Source organism: Parvimonas micra, assembly GCF_037482165.1.
Classification (GTDB): domain Bacteria; phylum Bacillota; class Clostridia; order Tissierellales; family Peptoniphilaceae; genus Parvimonas.
Genome location: NZ_CP148048.1, coordinates 1,507,046 through 1,521,707, shown reverse-complemented (window position 1 = coordinate 1,521,707; position 14,662 = coordinate 1,507,046). Strand labels below are relative to the sequence as shown.

Annotated in this window: 8 protein-coding genes; 4 read left to right on the top strand and 4 right to left on the bottom strand. The window is 28.7% G+C overall.

Annotation, left to right across the window (positions count from 1 at the left end):
* Window positions 1-323: 323 nt before the first annotated feature.
* Complete coding sequence (locus tag WFJ11_RS07310; RefSeq protein ID WP_338817367.1) at window positions 324-5,501, top strand: VaFE repeat-containing surface-anchored protein; 5,178 nt, start codon at window positions 324-326, stop codon at window positions 5,499-5,501.
* A gap of 809 nt (window positions 5,502-6,310) precedes the next feature.
* Here WFJ11_RS07310 and rsmG read toward each other — a convergent pair.
* The 3 genes from rsmG to WFJ11_RS07295 form a co-directional block, all read right to left on the bottom strand.
* Window positions 6,311-7,024, bottom strand: a complete 714-nt coding sequence (gene rsmG / locus WFJ11_RS07305) for a 16S rRNA (guanine(527)-N(7))-methyltransferase RsmG (protein WP_338817366.1) — start codon at window positions 7,022-7,024, stop codon at window positions 6,311-6,313.
* A complete protein-coding gene (gene mnmG / locus WFJ11_RS07300; RefSeq protein WP_338817365.1) occupies window positions 7,017-8,903 on the bottom strand; it encodes a tRNA uridine-5-carboxymethylaminomethyl(34) synthesis enzyme MnmG in 1,887 nt (628 codons plus the stop codon). The genes rsmG and mnmG overlap by 8 nt, the downstream gene beginning before the upstream one ends.
* A 613-nt stretch (window positions 8,904-9,516) precedes the next feature.
* Window positions 9,517-10,071 carry a sigma-70 family RNA polymerase sigma factor gene (locus tag WFJ11_RS07295; protein ID WP_338817364.1) on the bottom strand — a complete coding sequence of 185 codons (555 nt, stop codon included), beginning with the start codon at window positions 10,069-10,071 and terminating at the stop codon, window positions 9,517-9,519.
* 222 nt (window positions 10,072-10,293) lie between these two features.
* Between WFJ11_RS07295 and rpiB the strand changes: the two genes are divergently transcribed.
* Genes rpiB through WFJ11_RS07280 form a run of 3 tightly spaced genes read left to right on the top strand, consistent with a single transcriptional unit; the run spans window position 10,294 to window position 12,131 of the window.
* Window positions 10,294-10,725 (top strand): ribose 5-phosphate isomerase B, encoded by a 432-nt coding sequence (gene rpiB / locus WFJ11_RS07290; protein WP_338817363.1) that lies wholly within the window; start codon window positions 10,294-10,296, stop codon window positions 10,723-10,725.
* 8 nt (window positions 10,726-10,733) lie between these two features.
* A complete protein-coding gene (locus WFJ11_RS07285) occupies window positions 10,734-11,693 on the top strand; it encodes an NAD(P)H-dependent glycerol-3-phosphate dehydrogenase (RefSeq protein WP_338817362.1) in 960 nt (319 codons plus the stop codon).
* Window positions 11,694-11,702: 9 nt separating this feature from the next.
* Window positions 11,703-12,131 (top strand): hypothetical protein, encoded by a 429-nt coding sequence (locus WFJ11_RS07280; RefSeq protein ID WP_338817360.1) that lies wholly within the window; start codon window positions 11,703-11,705, stop codon window positions 12,129-12,131.
* A gap of 34 nt (window positions 12,132-12,165) precedes the next feature.
* On the opposite strand, the gene WFJ11_RS07275 is transcribed toward WFJ11_RS07280, so the two are convergent.
* On the bottom strand, window positions 12,166-14,556 hold the full coding sequence (locus tag WFJ11_RS07275) for a KAP family P-loop NTPase fold protein (protein ID WP_338817359.1): 2,391 nt from the start codon (window positions 14,554-14,556) through the stop codon (window positions 12,166-12,168).
* Window positions 14,557-14,662: the final 106 nt, after the last annotated feature.

Sequence of the window (14,662 nt, the reverse complement as noted above, 5' to 3'; positions counted from 1 at the left end):
AATAAATGTTTAGGATAATATTATCATGTGAAAATTTTTGAAAATTAATTAAGAATTTCTTATAACTAAATTTCTCTGTACGATGTAAAAATAAGTGTAAAACAACATTAATACAAGAGAAGCATTGTAAAATATCTCTTGAAATAAATTGATAAATTAATAACTTATAATAATTTTTATCAAAATTTATAAATAAAAACGTTTTATTATATGACTTTTTACAAAAACTATAGACAATTGTTTACTATTCTGATATAATATAGAAGCAAACGAAGGTTTATTTATTGTATATTTATTTATTTTATAAGGAGGGAATATAAAAAATGAAAAAAAGGAGTTGTTTTTTGTTAGCACTACTTATGGTGTTTAACATTCTTGTTCCAGGAATTGGTACCAATTTATCATATGCAAAAGATATGGCAAATAACAAGAATATATCCGAAAAGAAACAGAACTTCTCATCAAACAAAGCAGAAATTAACACGAAAAAAGATGTTAAGACTGAAGATAAAAAAGAGGGAAAATCTACCGAAAAAAATATGCCAGCAGTATTATCTTCTGAAAAAAACAAAGAAGAAATGGCAAATGCAACTGGTAAAACATCAGAAAAAAAAGTAAATAAGGTAGAAAAAAATAACAATATAGATAAAATGCTCAATAATGAGATTTTTGCATTGAGTAGAAACGTGCGTGGAGGAGAACTTAAGGCAAATGTATCAATAACACGTTTTAATATTTATAAATTTAAGCATCAATTAGGAGATCCACCAGTTACTAAACTATATTCAGCTGATCAGTTTGATTTAGAGCTTGATTGGGATGCTTCAAGTTATGGGAATTCTATTAAAGAGAATGATTATTTTGAAGTACAATTACCAACACAAATGCAATTTCCATTATCTGGCTCAGCTACACAGTTTGATTTAGTAGATACTAGTGGAACTGTTGTAGCAAAAGGTAAAATCAACGCTGTAAATGGTGGTGGTGGAAAAATTGTTGTAACTTTTACTAAATCGGTAGAAGGATTGTATAATGTTAAAGGGACAATGAAATTAGAAGCATCATTTGTAAGTTCTAAAATAAAAACTGATGCTAATAATACTTTTACAATTACTGTAAATGGAAAACCTATTACCCATACGATTCATATAGATAAACCAGGAACATTGGACGGTGAAACCTTAGCTAAATATGCATACGACCCAGACAAGGCTGAACAAAAGGTTCAATGGGTTGTCCGAATTAATTTATCTAAAGGACTTAATTTACAACATACTTTTATATCAGATGAACTTTCTCCAGCTGGAGCAAAATATTTGGATGGCACGATAGTGCTTAAAGAAGTAGAATATGATAATATTGGAAAGGTAACGAAAGTCATTAAGGAATATTCTCAAGCTGAACTTAATTCAATGATTAAGTTTAATGGGGATAAGTCATCCTTTACACTGAATATAGGAAGTCCGGGAAAAAAGAGTTTTCAATTACGTTATCAAACCACTTATCCTGATGATAAAATTGTCAATAAAGTTATTTTAAAAGGTGATGGAATTCATAAAGAGTATCATGGCGGATTTAATTCAGCTAGTTCTTCAGGAACAGGAGAAGGAAATAAGGGAAAAGTAAAGATTGTTAAAGTAGATGCAATTGACCCTAAAATTAAACTTCCACAAGCGAAATTTGAAATTAGAGTTAAAGATACAGATGAATTAATTGAAACAATGGTTACAGGAGATAATGGGGAAGCTATTTCTAAAACAACATTGAATCCTATTAAGAAATATGTACTAAAAGAAATCAGTACTCCTCCTGGATATCAAGTTGAATCAACAAGTGAAAACTTGGAATTTACTCCAGATTTAAATAAATTAACAACTGTAGCTGTTAAAAATAAACGTATTTTAACAAATATTTGTGGTAGAAAAACTTGGGTAAATGACGACGGTTATAATGTTCGTCCATCACAAATTACAATCCAATTAGTTGCTGACGGGAAGGATGTACCTGGCAAAACTCAAATTGTAAAGCCGGATCAAAACGGAGATTGGAAATATGAATTTAAAGATTTGCCTAAATACAGAACAGATAAACGTGATGCAAACGGAGATGATATTCCTATAGTTTATACTGTAAAAGAAGTACAGGTACCGGAAGGTTATACTTCTGAAGTTTCAGGTATGAATGTAAAGAATACTTTCACACCAAAGGAATATGACTTTAAATTTAGAAAAACTGACGTTGCGGGAAAAGAATTAGCAGGAGCAAAGATTAAATTGAGCTCAGATGACGGAAGAGCTACAATAAAAGAAAATGGAGTTAAAGTACCATCAGTAGAATGGATATCAGATGGAACTGCTAAGCAATTAACTCTTGAACCTGGTAATTATACATTTGTTGAAACTGCAGCACCAGAAGGATTCTCTTTAGCTACTACAATTAAGTTTACAGTAAATAAAGATGGATCAGTAAGTGGAACTACTGTAAAAGTTGATGGTTCAACAACTATTATTTCAATGGTAGATGATTATAAATATCATCCAGTGACAGTAAGTAAAGTAGACTTAGGTGGAACAGAATTACCGGGAGCTAAGATAACTGTTAAATCAGCTGATGGAACAAACTTAATTAGCGATAATGGTAAAAGTGTAAATTCAGTTTCTTGGGAATCAACAAATACAGCAAAAGAATTGAAATTAAGAGCTGGTAAGTATGTATTCCATGAAGAAGCAGCACCAGAAGGATACTTAACAGTAACAGATATAGAATTTGAAGTTGACAAAGACGGAAATGTAAAAGTAACAAAAGTAGCAGAAGATGATATAGTAAAATCAGAAGGCGGAAAAGTTACAATAACAGACCGTAAAGAAATTTCAATCAAGACAGAAGCTAAAGTTAATGGAGAAAAGGAAGTAAAAGCTAAAGGTCAATTAACTTTAACTGATAAAGTAAGCTATAAGAATTTAATAGTTGGAAAAACTTACACAGTTAATTTAGTATGGATGGATAAGGAAACTAATCAACCATTCTTAGCTGAAGGAAACCCTATTAAAGCTGAAACTACATTTGTAGCTCAACAAGCAGATGGTGAAGTAGAATTAAATGTAACTGTAGATTCAAATTATTTCACTAAAGAAACTAAATTAGTAGCATTTGAAGAGATGTTCCAAAATGGTGTAAAAGTAGCTGCTCATGAAGATATTAATGATGAAGCTCAATCTGTTGTAATTAAAGAAAACTTTAACCCAGTAAAAGTAAGTAAAGTTGACTTAGGTGGAACAGAATTAGCTGGAGCAAAGATAACTGTTAAGTCAGCTGATGGAACAAATTTAATAAATGATAATGGAACAAAGGTTAATACAATAAGCTGGGAATCAACAGATACAGCAAAAGAATTAAACATGTTACCAGGAAAATATGTATTCCATGAAGAAGCAGCACCAGAAGGATACTTAACAGTAACAGATATAGAATTTGAAGTTGATAAAGACGGAAATGTAAAAGTAACAAAAGTAGCAGAAGATGATATAGTAAAATCAGAAGGCGGAAAAGTTACAATAACAGACCGTAAGAAACCAACAGTAGAAACAGAAGCAAAAGTAAATGGTGAAAAAGAAGATGCACCAACTAACAAAGTAGTATTAACAGATGTTGTTAAATATAAGAACTTAATAGTAGGAAAAACTTATAAAGCTAAGTTAGTATGGATGGATAAGGAAACAGGAAAGCCATTCTTAGTAGATGGAAAAGAAGTTACAGCAGAAAAAGAATTTGTAGCTGAACAAGAAAACGGCGAAATCGAATTAAGCGTAACTTTAGATGCAAAGAACTTTGAAAAAGATACACAATTAGTAGCTTTTGAAGAAGTGTACAAGGACAATGTTCTAGTAGCAGCACATAAAGATATAAATGATGAAAATCAAACAGTAAAAGTAAAACAACCAAAACCAGACTTAAAGACTGAAGCAAAAGTTAATGGAGAAAAGGAAGTAAAAGCAAAAGACGAATTAACATTAACAGATAAAGTAAGCTATAAGAATTTGGTAATTGGAAAGACTTACACAACTAAGTTAGTATGGATGGACAAGGAAACAGGAAAGCCATTCTTAGCTGATGGAAAAGAATTAACAGCAGAAAAGACTTTTGTGGCTGAAGCTAGCGAAGGTGAAATTGAATTAAGTGTAAATGTAGATTCAAAATACTTTGAAAAAGATACAACATTAGTAGCATTTGAAAAGCTATTTGAAAATAATGTTGAAATTGGAGCACACGAAGACATAAATGATGTTGATCAATCAGTTGTGGTAAGAGAAAACTTCAATCCAGTAAAAGTAAGTAAAGTAGACTTGGGTGGAACAGAATTAGCTGGAGCAAAGATAACAGTTAAGTCAGCAGATGGAACAAACTTGATAAATGATAATGGAACAAAGGTTAATACAATAAGCTGGGAATCAACAGATACAGCAAAAGAATTAAACTTGTTACCAGGAAAATATGTATTCCATGAAGAAGCAGCGCCAGAAGGATACTTAACAGTAACAGATATAGAATTTGAAGTTGACAAAGACGGAAATGTAAAAGTAACAAAAGTAGCAGAAGATGATATAGTAAAATCAGAAGGTGGAAAAGTTACAATAACAGACCGTAAGAAACCAACAGTAGAAACAGAAGCAAAAGTAAATGGCGAAAAAGAAGATGCACCAACTAACAAAGTAGTATTAACAGATGTTGTTAAGTATAAGAACTTAATAGTAGGAAAAACTTATAAAGCTAAGTTAGTATGGATGGATAAGGAAACAGGAAAGCCATTCTTAGTAGATGGAAAAGAAGTTACAGCAGAAAAAGAATTTGTAGCTGAACAAGAAAACGGCGAAATCGAATTAAGCGTAACTTTAGATGCAAAGAACTTTGAAAAAGATACACAATTAGTAGCTTTTGAAGAAGTGTACAAGGACAATGTTCTAGTAGCAGCACATAAAGACATAGATGATGAAAATCAAACTGTAAGAGTAAATCAACCAAAATCTAAATTAAAGACAGAAGCTAAGGTTAATGGTAAGAAAGAAGCAGTTCTTGAACAATCATTGACATTAACAGACTATGTTCATTATACTAATTTAGTTGTTGGTAAAGAATATACAGTTAAACTTGTTTGGATGGATAAAGCTACAGGAAAAGAATTATTAGTAAATGGTAAGCCATTAACTGTTGAAAAAACTTTTGTTGCTGAAAAGAGTAATGGTACAATTGAATTAAGTACAGTTGTTGAAGCTAAATATTTAACACAAGGTAAACTAGTAGCATTTGAAACAATGTATGAAAAAGGAAGAGAAATAGCTTCTCATAGAGATATTAATGATGCAGATCAAACTATCTTATTGAAGAAACCTAGATTACCTAAGACAAATATAGGTTCAAACTTAACAGCATATGTAAATATGTTACTTGGATCAGGAGCTTTAGTTGCATTATTAGATTCTAAACGTAGAAAAAGATCAAAATAATCGAAAGATTAAACAATAAAAAATGAAGGTCAGTAACGACCTTCATTTTTTTGTATTTAAACAGAAATAACTCACGTTATGGGACTTTGCAAAGAGAAGCTCCCAACACGTCATCTCGACCGAAATGAGTGAAACGAAGGAAGTGGAGAGATCTCACACTGTTATTTGCTTACAAATAATAGTAAGTCCTGTAAAGGACTTGAAAAAATAAAAATGTTAGTTATAATTACTATGTAAATTTTCTAAAGCTTCATTTAGTATGAAAATTTCATATCGATGTATCTGCGATACATTTACTTTTGCTAAAGCAAAAGTATGAGATTTCCACAGTCGATTGTACTCAAATCAAAGATTTGAAAAATCTTTGTGTCAGACCTACTTTTTGTTGTTTATGAATAAACAACAAAAGTTAGGGCTAGATTCGTTTCGCTTACGCTACAGTCGAAATGACGTATAAGGGAATATACTTTGTCTAATAGCTAGACGTTAACAGTAAATAAACTTCAAATGGTATTAAAAATTTTATATAAAATAAAATGTTTCACGTCGAATTATTTTGCAGAGAAAACACACCTCAACACGTCATCTCGACCGAAGTGTAACGGAGCGGAGAGATCTCATAAAGCCCAATGCTTATGATTTAGATTTTCATAGTCGATATATTTAGAATAAATACGTTAATATTATTTAGGTTTAACTTTATTTTATTTGTAAATAAAAGTAGTACTGTCGGTGGATTGTACTAGAAGTCTACTTTTCTATAAAATATTCTAAAAAAAAAGAAGGTATTTCAACCTTCTTTTACTCTTTTATAACGGTTTTTTCTTTATTTGTCCCATATTTCTTGGAAAATTATTCGGAGTTTTTCCTACCTTTTTAATAATCAAAATATTTCTTTCTGAAATTTCTCCATTTTGCTCGATTTTAAAATTCAATACATTCTCTAATTTGCAATTTAATTTTTTTAGTGCATTTTTTGAAGTTTCAACTTCTTCAAGATATGAAGGCCCTTTCATTGCAAGAAAAAGTCCGTTTACTTTTAAAAATGGAATTGTAAATTCCAAAAGTAAAGATAGGGAAGCGACAGCTCTTGAACTCACTATATCAAAACTTTCTCTAAAGCCTTCTTTTCTTCCGACTTCTTCTGCACGACCATGAATAGCCGCTATATTTTTTAAATTCAAATCCTCAATTACGATATTTAAAAACTTAATCCTTTTATTTAAGCTATCTAACATTGTTATTTTTAAATTTTCATTATATAGTTTAAGTGGAATTGCAGGGAAACCTGCACCAGTTCCTACATCTAAAACAGTTTTATCGTCATCAAAAAGTCCAGTTTTTGTAAGCAATAGACAATCTAAAAAATGTTTTGTATTCATAGCTTCTTCATCTGTAATAGCTGTTAAATTTATTTTTTCATTCCATTCCAGAATTAATTTTTTGTAAATTTCAAACTTTTCCAAAGCTATATCGCTTAAAATAATATTTTCTTTTTGAGTTAAACTTTTTAAATTATCCATTTTTTCTCCTTTGAGTTTCAAGATGAATAAGCAAAACATTTATATCTGCAGGGCTTACTCCTGAAATTCTACTCGCTTGTCCTACTGTTTCAGGTCTAAATTTTGCAAGTTTTTGAACAGCCTCAATTCTAAGACCTGATAGGGAATTATAGTCAATATTTTCAAGTTTTTTGTTTTCAAGTTTTTTAAATGCCTCTATTTGTTGACTTTGTTTTTCGATATAACCCTCATATTTAATCATCGTTTGAACTTGCATTTTTATTTCTCTATCCAAAGGTTCACGAGTTGTATCTAAATCCTTAATTATTTCATAGTCTAATTCAGGTCTTTTTATTAAATCATAAAGGCTTATTGCAGTTTTAAGTTTCATACTTCCTAATGCTTCTAAAGCATTATTAGTATTTTCCTTTGGTGTTAAGATAGAGGACTTTAATCTATTTATTTCGTTTTCTATTAAAGTCTTTTTATTTAGGCATTTTTCGTAACGTTCTTTAGTTGCCAAACCTATATTATAACTCATTTCTGTAAGTCTTAAATCTGCATTGTCCTGTCTTAAAGAAAGTCTGTATTCAGTTCTTGAAGTCATCATTCTGTAAGGCTCATCAGTTCCTTTTGTAATCAAATCATCGATTAAAACTCCGATATAGGCATCACTTCTGGTAAGCACAAAAGGTTCTTTTCTTAAAATATTCATTGCTGAATTTATCCCTGCGATAATACCTTGACTTGCAGCTTCTTCATAACCGGAGCTTCCATTAATTTGACCTGCAAAGAAAAGATTTTTAATATCCTTATGTTCTAAAGTAGCCCTTAAAATCGTCGGATCTATGCAATCATATTCAATTCCATAAGCAGGACGCATTATCTTAACATTTTCAAGTCCTAAAATGCTTTTATACATCTGTTTTTGAACTTCAAGGGGAAGAGTACTGCTGACACCTTGAACATACATTTCAGAAGTATCCAAACCTTCCGGCTCAATAAAAACTTGATGTTCGTCTTTTTCATTAAAACGTACGATTTTATCCTCAATAGAAGGACAATATCTTGGACCTATACCCTTTACAATTCCTGCATACATAGGACTTCTATGAAGATTTTTTTCAATTATTTGTTTAGTTTCCAAAGTTGTATAAGTTAAAAAACAATCTTCCTTATGATTTCCTATATCTTTTCCTTCATTCATAAAGGAAAATGGAATTATATTGTCATCTCCTTTTTGAATATCCATTTTTGAATAGTCAATGGAATCTCTATGAACTCTTGCAGGAGTTCCGGTCTTGAAACGTCTAAGAGGAATACCTAAATTTCTTAAACTATCACTTAAATAAGTAGAGCATTTCCAGTTGTTTGGACCACTTTCATAACAGTTTTCTCCAATTAAAATCATAGATTTAAGATAAGTTCCCGTACAGATGATAACTGCCTTTGCAGGGAAGATTTCATTTGAAGTCGTTAAAACTCCTGTAATTTCATTGTTTTCCGTTAAAATTTCCTTAACTTCTGCTTGAATTAAATCTATATTTTTTTCGTTTTCTAAAACTTTTTTCATTTCAGTATGATACATCTTTTTATCTGCTTGAACACGTAAACTGTGAACAGCTGGACCCTTTGACGTATTTAACATTCTGGATTGAATAAAAGTCTTATCTATATTTATCGCCATTTCTCCGCCTAGAGCGTCAATTTCACGAACTAAATGGCCTTTTCCTGTACCGCCTATATTTGGATTGCAGGGCATATCGGCAACTGAATCCATGCTTATTGTAAGAATTGCAGTCTTAAGTCCAAGTCTAGCGCTTGCAAGACCTGCTTCGCAACCGGCATGACCTGCACCGATTACAACAACATCATATTTTTCATCTATAAAATTTGTCATTTTTTCTCCTTATTAAAAATCTACATAAATATACATACTATATTTTACCACAAAATTGTAAAAATTTCATAAAAATATACAAAAAAAGAACTCAAAAGAGTCCTTTTCGGAATATGGGGGAATAGAAATATAATTGTAAAATGGATTTAAGAAATATCTATTACAGTTATATATTGTTTTTTATACAAGTCCTTAGCAGGACTTACAATTATTTGTAACAAATAATTGTAGTGAGATCTCTCCGTTCCACTCAGCTTCGCTTCGTTACAGTCGAGATGACGTGTTTAGAGCATCTCTTTGCAAAGTTCTATGACGTGAATTATTTTGTTTTCTATGCAACTTTTAAACAAAGTTAGTGCTAGATTGACTACGCTTCGCTCATTTCGGTCGAGATGACGTGTTAGAAAAATTCCTTTACATAGTGCTATGACGTGAAACATTTTATTTTTATATAAAATTTTAAATATTCTTTAAATTTTATTTACTTCTAACGTTAAGCTGTTAAACGTAGCACTTTCCTATATACGTCATTTCGAGCGTAGTCGAGAAATCTCATACTTTTGCTTTAGCAAAAGTAAATGTATCGTAGATACATCCTGTTGATATCTAAACACTATAACTCTCTAATATCTATCTCATTTTCTAAAAATTTAACTTTAAGTTTTTTCTTTGCTATTTTATAATACTCCTTAACGGTGTCTTCCTTTATTTTCATTCTCTCCGCAATTTCTTTATTTTTTAAATTTTCATAAAATTTGTATTCTATAACCTCTCTTTGCTTTTGGGGGAGAGTGGACACAATTTCTCTTATCTTTTTATTCAATTCATTTGTTTCAACATCTTTTTGTGTATCTGCATTTTCATCAACAATAAGCTCCAAAACTTCAATTGTCTCATCATCTTTTGTCTGATATATTTTAGAATATGTCTTTTCAGTTTCTTTTTTTCTTTTAAAAAATTTTTGCATATAAAAAAATTTTAATTGATATTTTAAATAGCATTCAAGTGAAACTTTTCCACCACCTTTATAGCTCTCCAAAAGCTCCAAAATTTTTACAACTCCGTCTTGATACGCATCTTCATAACTTATGTAATTTGCAAAATACTTTTTTATACTCGCTTTAATCAAAGGGCTAAAATCTTCTATAATTTTCTCTCTGTCGTACATCTTTCCTCCTGATTTTAAGACATGACGGTATTTTAAGTTGTTGGGTTAAGTTTGCTAATTCTTGGTATTATTATATCACTTTTTTAACCTTGGGTCAATTATAAAGTTACTTAAATTTATATTATTTACTATATAGTATCTTTATAAGTTACTTAAATACTTGACTATACTTAAGAAATATATTATTATTAGTTATATTAAATAGCAATTAAGGAGAGTTGTATGAAGATAATAATAGGTAATGATCATTCCGCAGTTGAAATGAAAAATGAATTAGTAAAATTTTTAGAAGAAATGGGACATGAAGTTATAAATGTAGGAACAGATGAAACTAAAAGCGTGGATTATCCACTTTTTGGGCAAGCTGTTTGTAAAAAAGTTTTAGAAAATAAAAATTCTTTAGGAATTGCAATTTGTGGAACAGGTATCGGAATTTCAATAGCTTGTAACAAGGTTAAAGGAATTCGTGCAGGTCTTTGTAGTGAAAGTTTTTCAGCTAGAATGACAAGAAAACATAATAATGCAAATGTTCTTTGTTTGGGGGCAAGAGTTACTGGAATTGAACTAGCAAAAGACATTGTAAAAACTTTTATTGAAGAGGACTTCGAGGGTGGTCGTCATCAAAAAAGAATAGACATGTTAGAAGAAAAATAGGAGATTTTATGAAAATTGCTATTATAGGCTGTGGAAGATGGGGAAGTTTCATAGCTTGGTATTTAGATAAAATAGGGAATGAAGTTACTTTATATGGTAGAAAAACTTCAGAAAAGATGAAAAACTTTTTAGAGAATAGGAAAAATAATTTTCTTGAACTTCCTAAGTCAATTTCTTTAACAACTAATATAAATGATGTTTTTAATAAAGATTTAATCATTATTTCAGTTGGAACTCAAGGCTTAAGAGATTTATTAAATGAGAATAAAGACCTTTTTAAAGAGAAAAATATTCCAATTATTCTCTGTATGAAGGGAATTGAAATAAAAACAGGTTTTACTCCTACAAAAATTGTAAAAGATATTCTAGGAGAAAATTACTCTTGTGGTGCTTGGATTGGACCGGGACATGTTCAAGACTTTACAAATGGAATTCCGAATTGCATGGTAATTGACTCAGACGATAGGGAATTGGTTAAAAAATTAGTTGATTCTTTTTCAAGTAATTTAATTAGATTTTACTATGGAACTAATCTCTTGGGAAATGAAATCGGAGCAGCTTCAAAAAATGTAATAGGTATCGCTGCGGGAATGCTTGACGGATTTAATTTAAGCTCATTAAAGGGAGCGTTGATGTCAAGAGGAACAAGAGAAATTGCAAGACTTATTGAAAAAATGGGTGGAGATAAAAGCTGTGCATATGGACTTTGTCATCTTGGAGATTATGAAGCTACTGTTTTTTCCGAATTTAGTAATAACAGAAAATTTGGTGAAAAATTTGTAAAAGGAGAAAGTTTTGAAAAACTTGCAGAGGGTTATTACACAACAAAGGCATTAATGGACTTATCCGAAAAATACGACGTTGAATTGCCAATAACAAATGCAGTTTATGAAATAATATATAATAAAAAAGACCCAAAAGAAATTTTGGACAATCTTTTTAAAAGAAGTATAAAAATGGAATTTTAAGGAGAAACTATGTTACCGTTAATTTTAATTCCTTTACTTTTATGTCTTTTTAACATCTATCGGAGACTAACTTGTATCATAAAAGTAAAGTTTACAAAATTTACATTAATGACTCTAATAATTGCATTAGCTCTTATGCTATTTGCAGGATATAAATTAAAAAACGACTTAGTGGGCTATATAATTGTTTTATCTTGGTGGCTAGCTTTCTTTACAAGCCTTATAAGTGCAGGAATAAGTGAAAGAGGGATTATTCACCCATGGCAATTAGTTGCGAAGCTCTACAGATGGGATAGAATAAGAAGTTTTTCAATTGAAAACAGCGGAAAGACCATAATGGTAAACTTTAAAATCTTTAGAGACTTAAGACAAGAATACGACAAAAGCGACTTAGACAAAATCAAAAAAATCGCTAAAAAGAATAAATTAATAAAGTAATTAAAGTAATAAAAAAGGAGTGAATTTCACTCCTTTATTTTATATTGTTTTTATCGTTCTCTATTTCTTTTAAAGCAATTTTTATTGCATTGGTAAGTTCTTTATTATATATTGTTTCTTCTAATTTTAACATATTCTCTATATTTTGCATAGTTTGTCTATATATCTCTGAATCATACGAATATTCTAGTTTTTCTAAAAATTGCTTAATTTCTTTTGAGGAAAATACTTCTTTTTTAGAAAAGAGTTCATCTTCCCAATAAGGAAATTCTTTTATTAATCCAAATATTAAACGGAAAATTTGATCCATCATAGAACTTATTGAACTTTTATTCTCGTTATTACAATATAAATAAGATTTAGATTTATTTATAAAATAACAGAATAAGCCCATTCTAAAGTACTCTGTAGATGAATCTTTTTTTGAAATGATGTTTAATAAATATTTCCATAAAGAATTAAGATAATAATATTCTAAATATTTATTGTTTTTATTAAAAAACTCCGATATTATATTATATTCAACGTTATTTGCTAATTTAAAGCACTGTATTAATTCTTTATATTCTTTGGTAAATATATTAGAAGAAAAATAATCTTCAAAGCTATCATTATTACAAATAGAACCTCTTAAAATTTCTGAATTAATATCACAAATAGGATTTTTTTCTTCAGGAGAGTCTTTTACCAAATTATAAAAATTTGTTGATTTTAATGATAATAGTTGTAGCAAATCAAAAAATTCACTTTCTTTTATTTCTTTAAAAAATGCTATTTCTTTTTCGGTACAATAATTTATATTTTCAACTTTTGAAGTAATGAAATTTTTATTTTTTGAAATTTTGTTGTATAACTGATAATCCAAAAACTCTATTAATTTAATAATTAGAAAATCTAATCGGTTCAAGGGTGTAAAAAGAATATCATATATTATAAAATTTAAAAATCTTATAAAGTCTCTAGTATTATTAAATTTTAAAGCAACTTTTGTTAAGATATCATTGTTAATATCTTCAATCTTTTGATTACTAATTGAACTATTACATTTGTAATCACTATCATATACCATTAAGTTTTTTAAACAATCATAAAATATTCGTTGTTTTTCCAGATTACTAATTTCTGGGACTTTGATTTCTTTATTAATAATCTTTTCGATATATTGAGGGTCAATTTTGTCTGTTTTTTTATTAAAAATATCTTTTAATCTGTCTTTATCATAAGCTACAATATATGTTATTCTTGGTAATTTAAAAAGAGTTTCTATAAGAGTTAGTAGAAAAATTATATTATCTGAATTCATTCTATCTAAATTATCTATAATAAAAACAAAACGTTTATTTGATTTCTTCAATTTTTCTTCCAATTCGTTTTTAATTTCCTTATATTCAGTATAATCATCAACTCTATTATCAAAAAAGTTTCCAATTCCTTTACCAATATATGGAACACTTGTAGATATATTAATAAGTGCATTCTGAACTTTTTTTCTTTTAAAATATCCAATACTTTCTCCTAAATTTTCTATTATTGTATTATACATTGCTAAAATTAAAGAGTCTTGAGATTTAATCGCCCATGGGTCAAAGTCATCAATTATAACTACATCATAATCTATTAGAAATTTTTTTCTCATAGCTTTTTTTGTTAATTCTAAAATCGTACTTTTACCACTTCCCCAATTTCCTACAACTCCAATTGTAAAACAATCTATAGAATCTATTGAAGTTATTATTGAATAGCATAGGTTATCAATAATTTGATTTCTTTCAAACAAATCTTCTCTGATTTTGTCACTATCTTTAATTATCATGTGTACTAAACCGATTAAGCAATAATCTCCATTATAAATATCAACTAAAGTTCTTATATTATTGATATTTTTTTCTTTATTGTTTATAGTATAAAAGATAAATCTAATTATTAGTATAAATAAAAATGATATAAATATCAAAAATACTTCATTTTTTATTTTAACTACTAATAAAGAAACTAATGAAAAAATTATAGTATATATAATTATTTTATCAATTATATTAATATTTTTTGAAGTTATATGTTTTTTACAAAAAACGATAAAGTAAAATAATAGAATAAGGTAAAATATATTAGGGATTTTTCTAAATAATTCATAATTTAATTGTAGGGAATATTTGTTGTTAAAATTATATACGATATTATTTATAATAGATAAAATAGCATCTTTAAATAGGTAATATGAAATTATTATTAAGATTGATGAAATAATAATAGAATTTAAGCTAATTTTTTTCTTTATTTCTCTATAGTATTTTAGAGAAATAATTGGATTTTTGATTCTCTTCTTTAATTCTAAGTATTTTCTCTTTTTTGGTCTAATGAAATTTTTTGTTTTTTTCTTTAGTTTTCTATAATGTTCTTTAAAATACTTTTTTTCCTTTTCCATAACTCTCTCCCTTACATTAATTTTTTACATAAACATAAGATTATTATATCATAAAGGATAATTTTATTAAATATAAATTAAGGCATAAAAAAGGTAGCATTAAAAT

Bases quoted from the DNA above. Each gene is read 5' to 3' on its own strand.
- WFJ11_RS07310 (WP_338817367.1), top strand. From the start codon at position 324: ATGAAAAAAAGGAGTTGTTTTTTGTTAGCACTACTTATGGTGTTTAAC.
- rsmG (WP_338817366.1), bottom strand. From the start codon at position 7,024: ATGGATAATTTAAAAAGTTTAACTCAAAAAGAAAATATTATTTTAAGC.
- mnmG (WP_338817365.1), bottom strand. From the start codon at position 8,903: ATGACAAATTTTATAGATGAAAAATATGATGTTGTTGTAATCGGTGCA.
- WFJ11_RS07295 (WP_338817364.1), bottom strand. From the start codon at position 10,071: ATGTACGACAGAGAGAAAATTATAGAAGATTTTAGCCCTTTGATTAAA.
- rpiB (WP_338817363.1), top strand. From the start codon at position 10,294: ATGAAGATAATAATAGGTAATGATCATTCCGCAGTTGAAATGAAAAAT.
- WFJ11_RS07285 (WP_338817362.1), top strand. From the start codon at position 10,734: ATGAAAATTGCTATTATAGGCTGTGGAAGATGGGGAAGTTTCATAGCT.
- WFJ11_RS07280 (WP_338817360.1), top strand. From the start codon at position 11,703: ATGTTACCGTTAATTTTAATTCCTTTACTTTTATGTCTTTTTAACATC.
- WFJ11_RS07275 (WP_338817359.1), bottom strand. From the start codon at position 14,556: ATGGAAAAGGAAAAAAAGTATTTTAAAGAACATTATAGAAAACTAAAG.